General features: G+C 63.5%; 15 protein-coding genes. 8 read left to right on the top strand and 7 right to left on the bottom strand.

Features of this window, described 5'->3' with window-relative positions:
- Positions 1-42 precede the first annotated feature (42 nt).
- Entirely contained in the window at positions 43-1,203 is a 1,161-nt protein-coding gene (locus I5R65_RS09245; RefSeq protein WP_180670191.1) for an acyl-CoA dehydrogenase family protein, read from the bottom strand.
- Positions 1,204-1,357: 154 nt separating this feature from the next.
- Between I5R65_RS09245 and I5R65_RS09240 the strand changes: the two genes are divergently transcribed.
- Together I5R65_RS09240 and I5R65_RS09235 are read left to right on the top strand one after the other, a co-directional pair.
- Positions 1,358-2,899, top strand: a complete 1,542-nt coding sequence (locus tag I5R65_RS09240) for an ATP-binding protein (protein WP_180670189.1) — start codon at positions 1,358-1,360, stop codon at positions 2,897-2,899.
- A gap of 299 nt (positions 2,900-3,198) precedes the next feature.
- The gene (locus I5R65_RS09235; protein WP_077237749.1) at positions 3,199-4,257 is read left to right on the top strand and encodes a porin; all 1,059 of its coding nucleotides are present in this window, start codon (positions 3,199-3,201) and stop codon (positions 4,255-4,257) included.
- 138 nt (positions 4,258-4,395) lie between these two features.
- On the opposite strand, the gene I5R65_RS09230 is transcribed toward I5R65_RS09235, so the two are convergent.
- Positions 4,396-5,325: a LysR family transcriptional regulator gene (locus I5R65_RS09230; RefSeq protein ID WP_006463247.1), complete on the bottom strand. Its 930-nt coding sequence runs from the start codon at positions 5,323-5,325 to the stop codon at positions 4,396-4,398.
- 323 nt (positions 5,326-5,648) lie between these two features.
- Between I5R65_RS09230 and I5R65_RS09225 the strand changes: the two genes are divergently transcribed.
- From I5R65_RS09225 to I5R65_RS09210, 4 genes are all read left to right on the top strand, one after another.
- Positions 5,649-6,812, top strand: a complete 1,164-nt coding sequence (locus I5R65_RS09225) for an amidase (RefSeq protein ID WP_180670187.1) — start codon at positions 5,649-5,651, stop codon at positions 6,810-6,812.
- Between the two features lie 78 nt (positions 6,813-6,890).
- Positions 6,891-8,177 (top strand): Rieske 2Fe-2S domain-containing protein, encoded by a 1,287-nt coding sequence (locus I5R65_RS09220; protein ID WP_180670186.1) that lies wholly within the window; start codon positions 6,891-6,893, stop codon positions 8,175-8,177.
- 5 nt (positions 8,178-8,182) lie between these two features.
- The gene (locus I5R65_RS09215; RefSeq protein WP_180670184.1) at positions 8,183-8,683 is read left to right on the top strand and encodes an aromatic-ring-hydroxylating dioxygenase subunit beta; all 501 of its coding nucleotides are present in this window, start codon (positions 8,183-8,185) and stop codon (positions 8,681-8,683) included.
- A 61-nt stretch (positions 8,684-8,744) separates the two neighbouring features.
- The gene (locus I5R65_RS09210; protein WP_180670182.1) at positions 8,745-9,710 is read left to right on the top strand and encodes a PDR/VanB family oxidoreductase; all 966 of its coding nucleotides are present in this window, start codon (positions 8,745-8,747) and stop codon (positions 9,708-9,710) included.
- A gap of 167 nt (positions 9,711-9,877) precedes the next feature.
- Here I5R65_RS09210 and hpaC read toward each other — a convergent pair whose 3' ends face one another.
- Positions 9,878-10,465 carry a 4-hydroxyphenylacetate 3-monooxygenase, reductase component gene (gene hpaC / locus I5R65_RS09205; protein WP_180670181.1) on the bottom strand — a complete coding sequence of 196 codons (588 nt, stop codon included), beginning with the start codon at positions 10,463-10,465 and terminating at the stop codon, positions 9,878-9,880.
- A gap of 315 nt (positions 10,466-10,780) precedes the next feature.
- Between hpaC and I5R65_RS09200 the strand changes: the two genes are divergently transcribed.
- Positions 10,781-11,413 (top strand): response regulator transcription factor, encoded by a 633-nt coding sequence (locus tag I5R65_RS09200; RefSeq protein WP_180670179.1) that lies wholly within the window; start codon positions 10,781-10,783, stop codon positions 11,411-11,413.
- Between the two features lie 87 nt (positions 11,414-11,500).
- Here I5R65_RS09200 and I5R65_RS09195 read toward each other — a convergent pair whose 3' ends face one another.
- Complete coding sequence (locus tag I5R65_RS09195; protein WP_180670177.1) at positions 11,501-13,048, bottom strand: methyl-accepting chemotaxis protein; 1,548 nt, start codon at positions 13,046-13,048, stop codon at positions 11,501-11,503.
- A 382-nt stretch (positions 13,049-13,430) separates the two neighbouring features.
- Between I5R65_RS09195 and I5R65_RS09190 the strand changes: the two genes are divergently transcribed.
- Positions 13,431-14,036: an NTP transferase domain-containing protein gene (locus I5R65_RS09190; RefSeq protein WP_180670175.1), complete on the top strand. Its 606-nt coding sequence runs from the start codon at positions 13,431-13,433 to the stop codon at positions 14,034-14,036.
- Between the two features lie 40 nt (positions 14,037-14,076).
- Here the strand turns inward: I5R65_RS09190 and I5R65_RS09185 are convergent, their stop codons facing one another.
- From I5R65_RS09185 to I5R65_RS09175, 3 genes are all read right to left on the bottom strand, one after another.
- Positions 14,077-14,373 (bottom strand): DNA-binding protein, encoded by a 297-nt coding sequence (locus tag I5R65_RS09185; protein ID WP_077237742.1) that lies wholly within the window; start codon positions 14,371-14,373, stop codon positions 14,077-14,079.
- Positions 14,354-14,704 (bottom strand): type II toxin-antitoxin system RelE/ParE family toxin, encoded by a 351-nt coding sequence (locus I5R65_RS09180; protein WP_180670173.1) that lies wholly within the window; start codon positions 14,702-14,704, stop codon positions 14,354-14,356. The genes I5R65_RS09185 and I5R65_RS09180 overlap by 20 nt, the downstream gene beginning before the upstream one ends.
- A 327-nt stretch (positions 14,705-15,031) precedes the next feature.
- Positions 15,032-16,348 (bottom strand): MFS transporter, encoded by a 1,317-nt coding sequence (locus I5R65_RS09175; RefSeq protein ID WP_180670171.1) that lies wholly within the window; start codon positions 16,346-16,348, stop codon positions 15,032-15,034.
- Positions 16,349-16,441 lie beyond the last annotated feature (93 nt).

Raw genomic sequence — 16,441 nt, 5'->3', positions numbered from 1 at the left:
AACTTGGCGATCAAAAAATGGCGTGTGCAACAGATGTGCAGCTCACAGGAAACCCGGCATCGGCGGCACGCCCAGCGTGACCGCACCGGCACCGTCATAGATGCCCTCGCCCAGGAAGGCGTGCTGCTTGACCACGGCGGCGTCTCGCAGGTAACGCTGCAGGGGATGGTTGCTGTAGATGGCGGTGGTACCGGCCAGGCCGAACATGGCTTGCACCACCTCGTTGCCGACCTTGGCGATCTCTACTGCGGTCAGGCGCAGCAGGCTGACCTGTTCGGGCGTGACGGGATTGCCGGCGAGGATGGATTCCCACACCTCGCTGGTGGCGTCATACAGGAAGGCGCGCGCCGAACGCAGCCTGGCTTCGGCCTTGGCCACCTCGATGCGCACATAGGAACGGTCGGCCAGCTTGGGCGCGCCGGTGATGGCCACGCGGCCACCGGACATCTGGTTGATCTCGTCGATGGCGGCACGGCCCACGCCGAGGTTGACCACCGCCAGCACCTGCGCGGCATAGGCGATGGTGGGATAGCGGTACAGCGGCTCGTCGATGGTAGGCACGCCGCCACGGATGAAGGTCCACTCTTCCGGCACGAATTGCTGGCTGACCTTGAGGTCGTGGCTACCGGTGCCGAGCAGGCCCATGACGTCCCAGTTGTCGACGATCTCGACCTGGTCCGGCGGCAGCACCGCGGTGCGCGGCTTGGCGCCGGGCTGGCCAGGGACGGCCGCGCCGATGCCCACGCCCAGCATGTCGGCGCCCTTGCTGCCGCTGGCGAACTTCCAGGTGCCATTGACCATCCAGCCGCCTTCGACCTGGGTCGCTGGCTGGATTGGGAACAGGCCACCGGCAAAGGTCAGGTCGGGACTGTTGGCGTAGAGCTTGGCCTGGGTGTCCTTGGGCAGGGCCGCCAGGTAGACCGAGGCCGAGCCGAAGCTGGCGACCCAGCCGACCGAGCCATCGGCTGCGGAAATGCGTTCCACCAGCTGCAGAAAGGCCATCGGCGACATGCCGCTGCCACCGAAGCATTGCGGGGTGGCGGCGCGATAGACGCCGACCTTCTTCAGTTGCGCGATGAAATCCTTGGGCACGAAACGCTGGGCCGCGAATTCCTCGCGGCGCGCGCGGATCTCGGCCAGCAGCGGGGTCAGCGCATCTTCTTCACGGGCCGCCAGGGCGGCCGGTTTCTCCATCACGGACATTGCATTCTCCAGGTGGCTTGCATCAGAATGAAGTCGAGTGTAGGGAGCGGCGTTTCCCGGTTCAATCGGGACCGCTGCAGCTTTTTTAGGGGATGAGGAGAAGGCCACTAAAGAAAACCCCTAGACATCGCCCCCGATGACCAGCGAGAGAACGATGCCAGACCACCCTGCTCCCATGCCACAGGACGACGCCATCCGCTTCGGCCTGGATGACTTCCGTCGCATGATGGATGCGCTGCCCATGTGCATCATCCTGCACGACGCCCAGACCAAGTCCATCCTCTGGGCCAATCCCTCGGCCTGCAAGGTGCTGGGGTTCACGCTGGAAGAGCTGCTGCCGCTGAAGGCGCCCGACATGAGCCGGCAGTCGCACGAATACCGCCGCGAGATCGGCCGCAAGTGGCTGCACGACGCCGTGCTCCACGGCAGCAACATGGTCGAGTGGTGCTATCGCGCCAAGAACGGTGACGAGATCATGTCGGAGGCCATCGCCACCCTGGTGCCGCTGAACGAGCGTGACGTGATCATGGTGCAGTTCCGCGATATCGCCCGCGAGGAACAGATACGGCGCGAGATGAAGAAGCTCGAAAGCCGTCTCAAGGAATTCATGCAGGATTCCGACGAGGGCGTGGCGGTGCTGCGTGCCGATGGCGGCATCGAATACCTGAGCGATGCCGGGCGCAAGCTGCTGGGAGTGCGACCAGGCCAGAACCCGCCCAAGAATTTCGTCGAGCAGTGCCTGACGGAGTCCCGCGATGAACTGCTGGAACTGCTGACCCTGGCGCTGCCGGACGCGATCAGCTTCCCGCTGCGCTATCAGGTGAAGCGCAAGGATGGTCTGGTGCGCTGGCATCATGCGGTGTGCCGCTATATCGAGATCGAGAACGACCTCAAGGGCCATCTGCTGCACTTCCGCGACATCACCGAGCAGGTCGAGGCCGAGGAGGCCCGGCGGCGCGACCAGGCGGCGCTGGAATACCTGGCCCGCCACAATGCCATGGGCGAGATGGCCACCGCGATTGCCCACGAACTGTCGCAGCCGCTGGCGGCGATCCGCAACTTCCTCGAAGGTTCGGTGCTGCGTCTGCAGCAGAACGAGGCCCTGCGCCCGCATGCCGGGCAGATCGTCTGGGGCCTGGAGAGCGCCGGGCGGCAGGTCGATCACGCTGCCACCATCATCAAGAGCGTGCGCGAATACGTGGTGCGACTGGAACAGAGCGAAGCCCTGATCGACCTCAACGCGGTGCTGGAGGAAGTGCGCTGGTTCATCGAGATGAAGGCCGCCGAGGGCAAGGTGTATCTGCAATTCCTGCCCTGCGAGGAGCCGCTGATGGTCAACTGCGAAAAGGTCCTGATCGGCCAGGTGGTCCTGAACCTGGCCTTCAATGCCATCGAAGAAATGGTCGAGTTCCCCGAAGGTGCCAGGCATGTGCGCATCAGTACCCGGCGCAGCGCCGGCAATGCGCTGCTGACGGTGGCCGACGAAGGGCGTGGCATCGATGCCGGCCATCGCGAGCGGCTGTTCGATGGTTTCTTCTCCTCCAAGGTCAGCGGCAATGGCATCGGCCTGGCGCTGTGCAAGAACATCATCGCCCGCCATCGCGGTGATATCTGGGCGCAGCCCGGGGAAGTCGACGGCGAAGTGCGCGGGACGCGCTTCTGTTTCACGCTTCCGTTGGCCGAACACCACAACTAAAGATTCCTTTATGCCCGCCCGCCGGCGCGCCGCATTGGTGATCGGGCGCACTTGGATGGGGAGGTCATGCATGAATCAGCCATGAAAGCGGTATTTCATGCACCGGATTCGAGAGTGCACCGCTTATCGGCGCCATGCATGAATCAGGCTTATTCCATCTATCCGGCGCATCAATTTGATCTCGCGCAAAAGCGCTTCCTATGATGGGGGCACATGACGAAATGTCATGCACTCCACCGGTCCTCGTTCAGGGACGAGACCGCGACATCACACAGCAACACCACAGGGAGCCTTGTCACATGAAGAAGAAACTACTGGTCGCCGCCATGCTTGCGGCCGGCACGGGGATGGCGCATGCGCAGAGCAGCGTCTCCATCTACGGTCTGATCGATCTGGGCCTGACCTATTACTCCAACGCGGTCAAGACCGGCGGCGGTGGCGCTTCGCTGCTGCGCATGGACAGCGGCATCGCCCAGGGCAGCCGCATCGGCTTCAAGGGAACCGAAGACCTGGGTGGTGGCCTCAACGCCTTCTTCACCCTGGAAACCGGCTTCGGCGCCGATGACGGCAGCCTGGGCCAGGGCGGCCTGCTGTTCGGTCGCCAGTCCTTCGTCGGCCTGGGCAGCAAGGACTGGGGCTCGGTCAGCGTGGGTCGCCAATATGACTTCATGGCCAACCTCGGTGGCCAGTACGCCATGGGCGCGCTGTCGCCGGCCGGTTCCTTCGGCTGGGGCCTGCACGCCGATGCGGCGCACGGCACGGCATTGAACAACCACATCTATGCCGGTGACCGTACCAACAACTCGATCAAGTACAACAGCGCCAAGTTCAGCGGCTTCAGCTTCGGTGCCATGTACGGCTTCGGCGAAGTGGCTGGCGACAACACCGCCAACCGCACCCTGAGCGCCACCGGCCAGTACGACAACGGCCCCTTCAGCAGCGCTCTGTCCTACACCGACATCAAGAACGCCACCGGCACTGCCTCGACCCGCATGTACGGTCTCGGCGCGCGCTATCAGATCGGCGCCTTCACGCCCTTCGGCGTGATCACCCAGGTCAAGAACACCGGCACCAATGCCAAGGCCACTACCTATGAACTGGGTACGGTCTATGCATTGACGGCGCTGTGGGACCTGGCGGCTGCCTACCAGTTCCAGAAACGCAACCAGGGCGTGGGCAATGCCCAGGCGCTGGTGGCCACGGTCGACTACAAGATCTCCAAGCGTACCGACCTGTACCTGGGCGCCGTGTATGACCGCGACAAGGGCTACAACGCCTATCCGGTCTTCGGCGGCGGCATCCAGTCCTCGACCGGCAACCAGACCGGCGTGCGCCTGGGCATGCGTCATCGCTTCTGAGTCACGCCACGCTATTGATGGCTTGAGGAAGGGAGGGCCGCTGCCGACATCCGGCGGTCCTCCCGCACGCAGGAGAGAACGGCCCGTCGCTCTGGCGGGCCTTCTGCATTAGGGCCTTATGCCGAGGTATCGGCAGCTTCAGCTGCTGCGGCCGTAGCTCTGCAGCATGTCGATGACGATCTGGCGCAGCCAGCCGTTGCCGGCATCGGCGTCGAAGGCCTGGTGCCAGTGCAGGGTGATATCGACGGTGGGCAGCTTCACCGGCAGTTCGTAGGAGAGGAAGACGTCCGGATGTTCGCTATGGAACAGCTTGGCGATGCGCGCCGGCACGGTGGCCACCAGGTCGGATTTACCGAGGATGCGCGGCAGCACCGTGAAGTGCGGAATGGACAGGTTGATCTTGCGCTGCACGCCCAGCGTGCGGAAGGAGTTTTCCACCTGGTGGTGGCTGCTTTCGGCCGACTCCACCAGCACGTGCGAGAGCGCCAGGAATTCGTCCAGCTCCAGATGATCGCGTGCGGGCAGGCCTTCACGCCGACGCATCATGCAGACATAGGTTTCGCGGAACAGCAGTTCATGGCAGGTCACCGCCTTCAGGGCCGGCAGGTTGCCGAAAGCGAAGTCGAGCTGGCCGGTACGCAGTGCCTCTTCCAGATGGGCCGGCGGTACCTGCTCCACCTGCAGCCGGGTATGCGGTGCCTGGGCCGTCAACAGTTCGCACAGTTGCGGCAGGAACATCATCTCGGCGACGTCGGTCATGGAGGCGCGAAACACCCGGGTGCTGGCGGCGGGATCGAAGCGCTCGGTATAACGCAGCGCATCCTGCACCGCCTGCAGGGCGCGATTGATGGGCTTGGACAGTTCCACCGCGGCCGGGGTGGGTTGCATGCCCTCCTTGGTGCGGATGAACAGCGGGTCATCGAAGATCTGCCGCAGCCGCCCCAGCGCATAGCTCACGGCCGGCTGCGACAGGTGCAGGCGATTGCCGGCCAGGGTCAGGCTGCGCTCATCGGCGATGGCCTGGAAGACCCGCAGCAGGTTCAGGTCCATGTTGTTGAAGGTAGCCATGGCAGTCTCCGGTGTAGCCCGTGAGGGCAGAAAAACGCGAATGAACGTGCAGTGGCAGGCGACCGACAAATATCCATGCCACTTATGTGAAAAATATTTTACATCAATTTGATCTATTTTAAGGTGACTTTTAAAATGCATCGCATCAGCCAAGGAAACCGCCTGCATCCAGCGCCCGACGACCATCGTCAGCCTGCACGGCACCATTTGAATGGATGCACCATGACACCTCAGCCAGCCTCTCCCCTGCGCAAGCGCACCGGCCACGCCGCCCTGGCGCTGCTGCAGCAGCAGGCCGCCATTGCCTGCCTGGGAGCGGCGGGATGAGCGAGCGCACCGTACCCGGCACCGGCCACGCCCTGCTCTCGCGCTTTCACCTGGGCGGCAGCGGCCCCACGGTGGCCATCAAGGATTGCATCGACATCGCCGGCCAGCCCACCTGCGGCGGCAGTGCCGCGCTGGCCGACGCACCGCCGGCGGCGCGCCACGCCGAGGTCGTGCAGCGACTGCTGGACGACGGCTGGCAGATCACCGCCCGCGCCAACATGCACGAACTGGCCTATGGCATGACCGGCATCAACGACTGGAACGGCACAGCGGTCAATCCGCAGGATGCGACCCGCATGACCGGTGGTTCTTCCAGCGGATCGGCCTCGGCAGTCGGCGCCGGCCTGGTGGACCTGTCCATCGGTAGCGACACCGGTGGCTCGATCCGCCTGCCCGCTGCCTGCTGCGGCGTGACCGGTTTCAAACCCAGCTTCGGCCGCGTCAGCCGCGCCGGCGCCTATCCCGCCCACAGCACCCTGGATTGCGTGGGACCATTTGCCCGCAGCATGGACCTGATCATCAGCGCCATGACCAGCATCGCCCCCGGCTTCGACCGCAACGCAGCACAGGCGCCGGCCGCCGACGCCCGCGTGAGACTGGTGACGGTACAGGCCGATGCCGACATCGCCGCCGCCGTGCAGGCGGCCTTTGCCGCCAGCGGCTGGCGCGGCACGCCCTGGACCTCGCAGCATATGCAGGCCGCCTTCGAGGCCGGCATGACCCTCATCAACCGCGAGACCCATGCCGCCTTCGGCCATCTGCTGGGCCGCGGCAAGCTGGGGGCCGATATCGAGAAACGCCTGTCGGCCGCCGCCGCCACCAGCGATACCGCAGTGGCCCATGCCGAAGAAGTGCGCGCCGCCTTCAGCGCCGAAGTCGACGCCGCCCTGGCCGAGGCCGACGCCCTGCTGCTGCCCACCCTGCCGGCGCTGCCACCGACGCTGGAGGCCATTGCGCAAGGTACCTCGGTGCTGACGCTGTCCTCGCTGGTGCGCCCGTTCAACCTGTCCGGCCATCCGGCACTGACGATTCCCGTCCCGATTGCCGGCAGTACGCTCAAGGCCGGCCTGCAACTGGTCGGCCGCAAGGGCGAGGACGAACGCATCTGCGCCCTCGGCCTGCACCTGGAACAGGTGCTGCGACGACACGTCACCCCATGAACACACCATGAGCAGCAAGACCCGCGCCCGCGACGATCAACACCGACAACGACTGCAAGCAAGCCACTGGAGAACGCAATGAACGCACCACTACGCTTCCACCCGCGCAAGACCGAGTCATCCCATGCCGATCTGGTACAGGATGCGATGGTCGATCCGGCGCTCTATACCGACCCCGCCATCTTCGAGGCCGAGATGGACAAGATCTTCTACAAGACCTGGATCTGGGTCGGCCATGAAAGCGAGATCAAGAACCCGGGCGACTTCAAGACCGCACAGATCGGCCGCCAGCCGGTGATCGTGGTGCGCGACAAGACCGGCAAGATCAACGTGCTGGAAAACCGCTGCCGCCATCGCGGCGCCACCGTCTGCGAAAAGCACAAGGGCAATGCCACCGGCTTCACCTGCCCCTATCACAGCTGGTCCTATGCCCTGGACGGCAAGCTGCGCGGCCTGCCCTATCCGGAAGGCTATGAAGACGTCATCGAGAAGGCCGACCTGCCACTGCAGAGCCTGCGCGTGGACAGCTACAACGGCATGATCTTCGCCTCCTTCAACCAGGAAGTGGAACCGCTGTCGGACTTCCTGGGCCATGCCAAGAAGTGGATCGACCTGTTTATGAAGCAGGGTGCCGGCTTCCCCGTCAAGGTGCAGGGCGAGCACAAGTTCAGCTTCAAGGGCAACTGGAAGATCCAGCTGGAAAACACCACCGACGGCTATCACTTCCCGGTGGTGCACAAGACCTTCCTGTCCTCGGTGGATGAAGAAACTTCCGAGATGCTCTCCTTCATGACCGACGACCAGTCCATCACCCGCTCGCTGGGCAATGGCCACAGCGTCATGATCATGGTGCCGGAACATGTGGACCTGGATGTGGACGATGGCAGCGAGCAACTGCAGGAGCGCTTTGCCCACGTCACCGAGGAACTGTCCAAGACCATGCCGCCGGAGCAGGTGCGCCGCATCGTGCGTTCGCTGCACGGCGCCGGCTTCAACCTGAACCTGTTCCCCAACGTGGCGATGTCGATGTCCTTCTTCCGCGTGCTGCACCCGGTGTCGGTGGGCGAGACCCAGATCCGCCACGTGGCCCTGGGCATGGATGGCGGCCCCGAGATTGCCAACCGCGAGCGCCTGCGCATCCACGAACACTTCCAGGGACCGTTCGGCTTCGGCAGCCCCGACGACGCCGAAGCCTGGGAGCGCGTGCAGAGCGGCTCGTACGCGGGTCGCAATGCACCGATCCTGGTCAACCGTGGCCTGAACCGCGAATGGGTGGACGACAACGGCGACAAGGTGTCGCACTCGACCGATGAAACCGGCATGCGCGAAGCCTATGCCATGTGGAAAAAGATGATGGAGAAGTGATCAACATGAGCCAACAAGACAACCTGCAGGGCATCCCCACGCAAATGGCCCGGGCCATCGCCTTCATCTGGAAAGAGGCCGAACTGCTGGACCGCAAGGACTACGCCACCTGGCAGACCCTGTGGACCGACGATGGCTACTACGTGGTGCCGATCGACCAGGAGACCACCGATTTCGCGGCCACGCTGAACTACGCCTACGACAATGCCCACATGCGCAAGATCCGCATCGAGCGCCTGACCTCGGGCCACGCGATGTCGGCGGTGGATGCGGCCGCCACCGTGCGTACCGTGTCGCGTTTCGTGCCGGTGCACCTGTCGGACGAACTGGTGGAAATCACCTCGGCCCAGGTACTGGTGGGCTACAAGCGCCAGCAGCACACCCTGTTCGTGGCCAACGTCACGCACCGGCTGCGCTTTACGCCCCAGGGACCGAAGATCGAGCAGAAGGTGATCCGCCTGATCAACTCGATGGACAGCCTCAATGCCCTGGGCTTCCTGCTGTAAGTCCGGGCAGGCATCGCATATCGCACATCGTCTCCAGGTAACCGAGTATTGGCACTGAAACATGAAACTGATCGTTGACCGTCTCACCGATGAAACCGGTGATATCCGTTCCTTCCGCCTGGTGCGTGCCGATGGCGCCCCGCTGCCGTCCTACGAGCCGGGGGCCCACATCGACATCACCGGGCCGACCGGGATCATGCGCCAATACTCGCTGTGCGGACCGCTGGAAGACCAGTGCGGCTACACCATCGCCGTCAAGCGCGAGCCGGCATCGCGGGGTGGTTCGACCGCCCTGCACGATGCCGTGCAAGTGGGCATGGAACTGGAAGTGGGTACGCCACGCAACCTCTTCGCGCTGGACGCCGGCGCCCCCGAACACCTACTCTTCGGCGCCGGCATCGGCGTCACCCCCCTGCTGGCGATGGCCTATCGCCTGTGGGCAGAACAGAAGCCCTTCACCCTGCACTACTTCGTGCGCGCCCGCGAGCATGCGGCCTTCGCCGACCTGCTGGAGACGGCACCGTTTGCGGCACGCGTGCGCTTCCACTACGCGGTCATGCCGGCGCAGATGGAGCACTACCTCAAGGCCTGCCTGGACGCCGGCAGCCCACAAGCCCATGTCTACACCTGCGGCCCGGCCCCCTTCATGGATGCGGTGGTCAAGTGCGCCGCTGCCAGCCGCAGTGAAGACGCGATCCACCTGGAGCACTTCCAGGCAGTAGCAGCGCCTGCGTCCGGCACGGCTTCAGGCGGCGGCGATGGCGCCTTCGAGGTGAAGCTGGCCAGCTCGGGCAAGGTGATACAGATTCCGGTGGGCATCCCCATCGTCGATATCCTGGCGCGCGAGGGCATCAGCATCGATACCTCCTGCCGCGAAGGCATCTGTGGCACCTGCGTGGTGCCGCTGCTGGAGGGCGAGCCGGATCACCGCGACAATTGCCTCTCCAAGAAGGAGAAGGCCGCCAACGACCAGATCTGTACCTGCGTCTCACGCGCCAAATCGGGAATGCTGGTGCTGGATCTCTGACCTCCCACCTCACGACACAGGCCTCACACCGTTCGGACTGGGTAGCGCCGCAGTTGCGCCGCTCATCAGTGCGAACGGTTTTTTCATGGTCCCCGGAAAGACAAATGCCGTCCGGTACACACACGGACGGCATCATTTCGGGGGCGGGGGATGGTAAAGAGACGGGCCTACAAGGCCGTGCGCTTGACCTTGTGGAACAGCCGGTTGAAATAGATCAGGCTGTCCTTCTTTTCATTGACCTTGACCTCGGCCAGCTCGACGAACATCACCGAGTGGGTGCCGACCTCCTTGAACTCGCGGATGCGGCCCTGCAGCTTCACCAGCGCATCGGCCAGCACCGGCTGGCCCAGTTCGCCCTGTTCTTCCCAGATGTCCCAGGCGAAGCGCTCCTCCATCGGTACCTTGGTCGCGCCCGAGAAATGCATGGCCAGTTGTTCCAGTTCATCCGAGAGCACGTTCACGCACAGCCGGCCGTTCTTCTTGAACACCTCATGCATGGCGCTGCCGCGGTTGATGCAGACCAGGATGGTCGGTGGCGTGTCGGTGACCGAGCAGACCGCGCTGGCGGTGATACCGCAACGGCCGCCCTCGCCATCGGTGGTGATGATGGAGACCGCCGCCGGCAGATGCGCCATGGCATTGCGGAATTCCAGTTGCTCCGGCGCAAGGGCGGGACGGGGCGCAGCAGTCGATGCGGACGTGGATGCGGATGCGGGTGGGGTCGAATGTTCTTGTTGGACAGCATTGGCGCTCATGGAAACTCCCTGGTTTGCACGCCGATGATGCACGGCGCTCTATGACAGCAGGTTAAGACATGCCCCGGCTGCACACAATTCGTGCCACATGCCCGCGCCACAGGGGATTGCGACTAAGCATCTAGGTAAAAATACCTAGATCGCCACCCTGGAGGGGGTGTTAAAGTGTCGCTGATCCCAAGAATTTCAGGCCTGTTTTTTGCATAAGTCAAAGCGTGCTGTTTTGATTTATGCCGACCAGCCCGTCAAGAAATCGAGAGGGTCGGAAATAGCGCCGGTGCAAACCGGCACCATTTTGACGAGACGAGGAGTAAGATGGAAACCAACCCGCCGGTGGTCTACATCGTTGATGATGACGAAGCCGTTCGCACGTCGCTGGCCTGGCTGCTGAGCTCGGTCAATATCCGTACCGAATGCTTCGATGGCCCGGAAGCCTTTCTCAAGGCCTACGACGCCAATAGCCTGTCCTGCCTGATTCTGGATGTGCGCATGCCGGAGATCAGCGGCTTCCAGCTGCAGGATCGCCTGAAGGAAATCGGTGCCGACATTCCCGTGATCTTCGTATCCGGACATGGCGACATTCCCATGTCGGTGCGCGCCCTGCACAATGGCGCGGTCGATTTCCTGGAAAAGCCCTACAACTCCCAGCAGATGCTCGAACGCATCCAGGTCACCCTGAAGAACGTGGCCGGCAACATGCAGGCGCGTGGTCGCCGCCAGCAGTTGAAGGCGCGCCTGAAGACGCTGACCGTGCGTGAGCGCGAGATTCTGGAAAAGGTCATCATGGGCCAGTCCAGCAAGCTCATCGCGCGCGACCTCAACATCAGCGTCAAGACGGTGGACGTGCATCGCGCCAGCGTCAAGGACAAGCTGGGCTGCCAGAGCACGGCCACGCTGGTGCGCGACGTACTGATGGATTTCGGGCCGGAATTTCTCAAGGCGGCCTGAGCCTCCCTGAATGATCCGGACTTGATCTGAACTACCGCGTAAAAGGATCACCGCTGGCGTGAAGCCGCCAGCGATGATCGTCTTTTATCAGGCAGTCTGCAGGGAGAAGAACGCCACCGCGCGTTTCAATTGCGCCGCCTGGTCTTCCAGCGACTTGGCGGCGGCCGCAGCCTGTTCCACCAGCGCCGCATTCTGTTGGGTCACGCCATCCATCTGCCCCACAGCCTGGTTGACCTGGTGGATGCCCTCGGCCTGTTCGCGACTGGCGGTGCTGATCTCGCCCACCAGCGCGTGCGTGCCGCGCACGCTGTCCACCACTTCCTGCATGGTCTTGCCGGCTTTTTCCACCAGCTGGCTGCCGGCACCGACCTTCTCCACCGAATCATCGATCAGTTGCTTGATTTCCTTGGCCGCTGAGGCCGAGCGTTGCGCCAGGGCGCGCACTTCCGAGGCCACCACCGCGAAACCGCGTCCCTGCTCACCGGCGCGGGCCGCCTCCACGGCAGCATTCAAGGCCAGGATATTGGTCTGGAAGGCGATGCCATCGATCACGCCAATGATGTCCACGATCTTGCGCGAGGATGCGTTGATGTTGCCCATGGTGGCGATCAGTTCTTCCATCACCACCCCGCCCTGACCGGCGATCGATGCCGCGGAGCGCACCAGATTGTCGGCCTGGCCGGCGTTCTCGGAATTGGTGCGCACGCTGGAGGTCAGCTGTTCGATGGAAGCGGCGGTCTCTTCCAGCGCACCGGCCTGTTCCTCGGTTCGGGCTGACAGGTCAAGGTTGCCGTTGGCGATTTCACCGGAGGCAATCGCAATGCTGTCGGCCCCATGGCGCACCGTGGACACCACGCCGTGCAGGCGCTCGCTCATGCCCTGCAGCGAGGCCACCAGTTGTCCCAGTTCGTCTTGCCCCATGCTCACGGCGCGCGAGGTCAGGTCACCGGCGGCCACGCGCTGCGAGATCGCCAGCGCCGCATGTACCGGCCGCGTGATGCTGCGCGTGAGCAGCACCGCGAACGCTACGCCGCAGAGCAGGATCACCCCTTCCAGCACGGCGATCTGCCATTGACTGCTGGCGGCATCCTGCTGGATCTGCGCGGAGATATCGTCGATGCGGGCACGTTCGAAGTCGAGCAAGGCCCGCATGGCATTCTGGGTACCGGTGGCGATGCCCATGTACTGCTGCTGATAGAGCTGGTCCACCTTGGCGGCATCGCCCTGCTTCTTGGCCGCGTAGATTTCATCGCGCACGGTCAGGAACTGCTTGCGGGCGACATTGATGGCGGCGAACAGCTTCTTTTCATCGTCACTGGTCAGGAGCGTTTCGACGTCCTTCAGGGTCTGCGCCGATTCCTTGCTGGACGCGGCCGCCTCCTTGGCGAGGAAGGCCTCGAGTTCGGGATCGCGGCTCTTGACCACCGTAGTGGTGCGCTGGATGGCGATCAGCAGCAAGGTATTCCATTGCGACACCAGGCGTTCGGTGCGCAGCGGCACATCCATCATCTGCTGGGTCTGCTGGGCCACGGTCTTCAGTCGCCATATGCCCACCGCCGCCACCAGCATCGAAAATACCAGCACCACCGCAAAGCCAGCGCCCAGGCGCGAGCCGATACGTATGTTCTTGATCATTCTTGTTTCCATCCCTGCGCGTTGTTCTCGGCGCCCCGGATGATGGACCCTCGCTACGCTCCATCCCAGCCGGCTTGCCCCCCTGATGCCGACTTCGCAACACCGTCCCTCTACGGTACCTGCGTTACTGACACGCAACCGATTCTAGGAGCGCACTGCGTTGCCGACCATATCAAAATTAAGAATCCTGCCATGCCGATACGGCAACGATCTGACGCAAAGTGGCAGCCAGCATGGAAGGCACCGGACTGGCCCGTGGCAAGCTTGTCATTCGGATCACGTAAATTCCCCCTCACTCGGCAGCTTCTGCATCGCTGCAGCAACGGCAGGACAAACCTGGGCACAATAGCGGCTCCATCCGATTTCCCAAGGCCCTACCGGCATGATTCCATCAAGCTCCCCCATCGCCTTGCTGCTGGCCGCCGGCCGTGGCAGCCGTTTCAACGACCGCGAGGAAAAGCTGCTGCAACCCTTCTGCCATCATGACGGCCGCCCCGGCATGGTGGCCACCGCCAGCGCGGCAGCGCTGCTGGAGGTCATGCCGGTGGTCGCCGTGGTAGAGGGGCCGGGCATGCTGGCCGATGCCCTGCGCAAGATGGGCTGCACGGTCTGCATGCTGCCCCCGGGCGATCCGCGTGAAATGAGCGCATCGCTGCGTCACGGACTGCAGCACAGCACGCAGGCATCAGGCTGGCTGATCGCGCTGGCCGACATGCCTCGGGTCCGGCCTGCCACCCTGGCGCGACTGCGCGACGCGCTGGTCGCCGGTGCGTCCATCGTGGCGCCCGTGACGCAAGGTCGGCGCGGCAACCCGGTGGGCTTCGGTCCGGCGCACCTGCCGGCGCTGCTGGCCCTGCAGGGCGACCGCGGCGCACGGGGCCTGCTGGAAGCGCATCCGGTGACGGAGATCGAGGTGATGGATCAGGGGATCTTTGCCGATATCGATACGCGGGAAGACCTGGAGCGCATGCGCGACCGGCGGGAATGAAGAAGGGACGCCGTAGCGTCCCTGACGTGGTGATGACTTCTCAGACTGCCAGCGGCTGCACCGCCAGTCGCAGACCCATGGCCTTCAGAATTGCGGTCAGACTGCTCAGCGCAGGATTACCTTTCGGCGACAAGGTGCGATATAGCTGGGTCGGATTCAAATTCGCCTGCTCGGCCACCACCTGCATGCCTCCCACAGCTAGCGCCAACTGACGAAGCACACTCATCAATTCGGCCTGATCGCCATCAGTCAGAATGCTGTTGATGATCTCCAGCGCAAGCGCGGGATCGCTGCGATACAGCTCGGCCATCGCTTCATCATGGGGTCTGCTTCTCATCTGTCCCTCTCCTCTTCCAGTCCTGCCAACAATCCACCGCTCGCGCGATATCCATTTGCTGAGTCCGTTTATCTCCACCGCACAACAACAGGACAAGCTTGCGGCCAGCGCGTCCGTAGTACACCCGGTAACCCGGACCAATATCCACACGCAAATCCCATACACCGTCTCTACAGAACCGGTGGTCGCCAAAATTGCCCTGCTCCAGACGACCAATTCGCCGCATGATCGCAATCCGTGCCTGCGCATCACGCAGGCGAACCAGCCAGCCGAGGTAGAGGTCATCCTGAGCGGGAGTCGTGAGGTAATGCTCAACGTCGTAGAGCGCCATATTCGTTTATAAACGAATATAAGTCAACTGATTGCGCATCAGCCTTTTGCAACCGGACTTCTCTCGCAGTGCGATCGTGCCCACGAAAAGAAGCGACAGCCGCGTACTGCACTCGGTGATATCTCGAAACATGATCTGCCCCTCTACTTTCGCAAAAGCGCAAAGCGTAGCCGGCAAATCCCCTGAGATCACAACCGTTACTGAATGCCCATGCCTTCTTCCAAAAATATCGACGAGCCATCCCATGACGGCGAAGCAGGACGAAAAAAAGCCACCGCACGCAGCGGTGGCTCCCTCGAAGCAACAGGCTCCGGCGGTGCTACAGACTCATTCCAGCGCCCGGTTGCGCGACTCCACATCCACACACAGGATGGCAACGGCACCGGCTACCAGGAAGGCCGACAGCATCACCAGCGACAGCGTGAAGTGGCTGGCCATGACCGGGGCGATGATGGCCGGGGCGAACAGGCCGCCGAAGCGGGCCACCGCGCCGGCCGTGCCCATGCCGCTGGCGCGCAGGTCGGTCGGGTACACCTCGGGCGTGAAGGCATACAGCGCGGCCCAGGTGCCCAGCAGGGAGAAGCTCAGCAACAACGTGGAACCGACCACCAGCTTGGGATCGCTGCCCAGGCTGTAGAGCATGCAACCCACCGCCGACAACAACAGGAAACCGACCAGGGTGGGCTTGCGGCCCCAGCGTTCGACCCCGTAGGCCGACAGCGCATAGCCAGGCAACTGCACCAGCGCCAGGAAGATCAGGAAGATCTGGCCACGCATGAAACCGAAGCCCTCGGAACCCAACTTGACCGGCAGGTAGACGAACACGCCATAGTAGGCAATCGAGATCAGTCCCCAGGCCAGGTACAGCGACAGGCTGCGGCGACGCAGGGCGGCCGAGAACAGCGCGCTCATCGGCTTGCGCTCCACCACTTCAGGCTGCAGCGGCGGGATCGGGGTGCTGCTGCCGTTGACCTTGGCGACCCGCTCCAGCACCTTGCGGGCAGCGTCGGACTTGCCGCTGCGGTTGAGGTACATGGGCGACTCCGGCACATAGAAGCGCAGCACCACGCCCACCAGCGCCGGCAGACCGGTGACGAAGAAGATCACGCGCCAGGCATCGTTGCCCCAGCTCACCGCCACCAGTGCCAGCACCGCCAGGCAGATGGTGCCGATGGCCCAGAACGATTCCAGCATCACCAGCCAGCGACCACGACGGGCGCTGGGCAGGAATTCGGCCATCATGGTGTAGTCCACCGGCAGCGTGCCACCCACGCCGATGCCGGTCAGCAGGCGCAATGCCAGCAGCCAGGTAAAGTCGGGGGCGAAGGCCGAGGCCACGCCGAAACAGGCATCGATCACCACCGCGCCCATGAGCACCGGACGACGGCCGATGCGGTCGGCCAGACGGCCGAAGACGAAGGCGCCCAGCAGCATGCCCACGAAGAACAGGGTGCCGCTCTGCAGTGCCTGCGGCACCGTCAGGCCGAAGGTCTTGGCGATGGTCGGCGCCGAAAAACCGATGGACAACACCTGCATCGCATCGGCCAGCCAGACCAGGCCGAAGATGACGAACAAGCGGTACTGGAACTTACCGACCCCGGCGGCCTGTAGCCCCTTTTCCACTGTCGCGGGTAGCGTGGACATGCAACTCTCCTCAAATGATCGAACCGGCAGCGGGCTGAACCGGCTGCCTGGCTTCCTCACCGGCGCTGTTCACCGGTGACATGAATGATGCAA

Source organism: Herbaspirillum sp. AP02 (assembly GCF_015767275.1).
Taxonomy (GTDB): domain Bacteria; phylum Pseudomonadota; class Gammaproteobacteria; order Burkholderiales; family Burkholderiaceae_D; genus Herbaspirillum.
The sequence above is the reverse complement of the archived record's forward strand: the minus strand, read 5'-3'. Positions and strand labels throughout refer to the sequence as shown.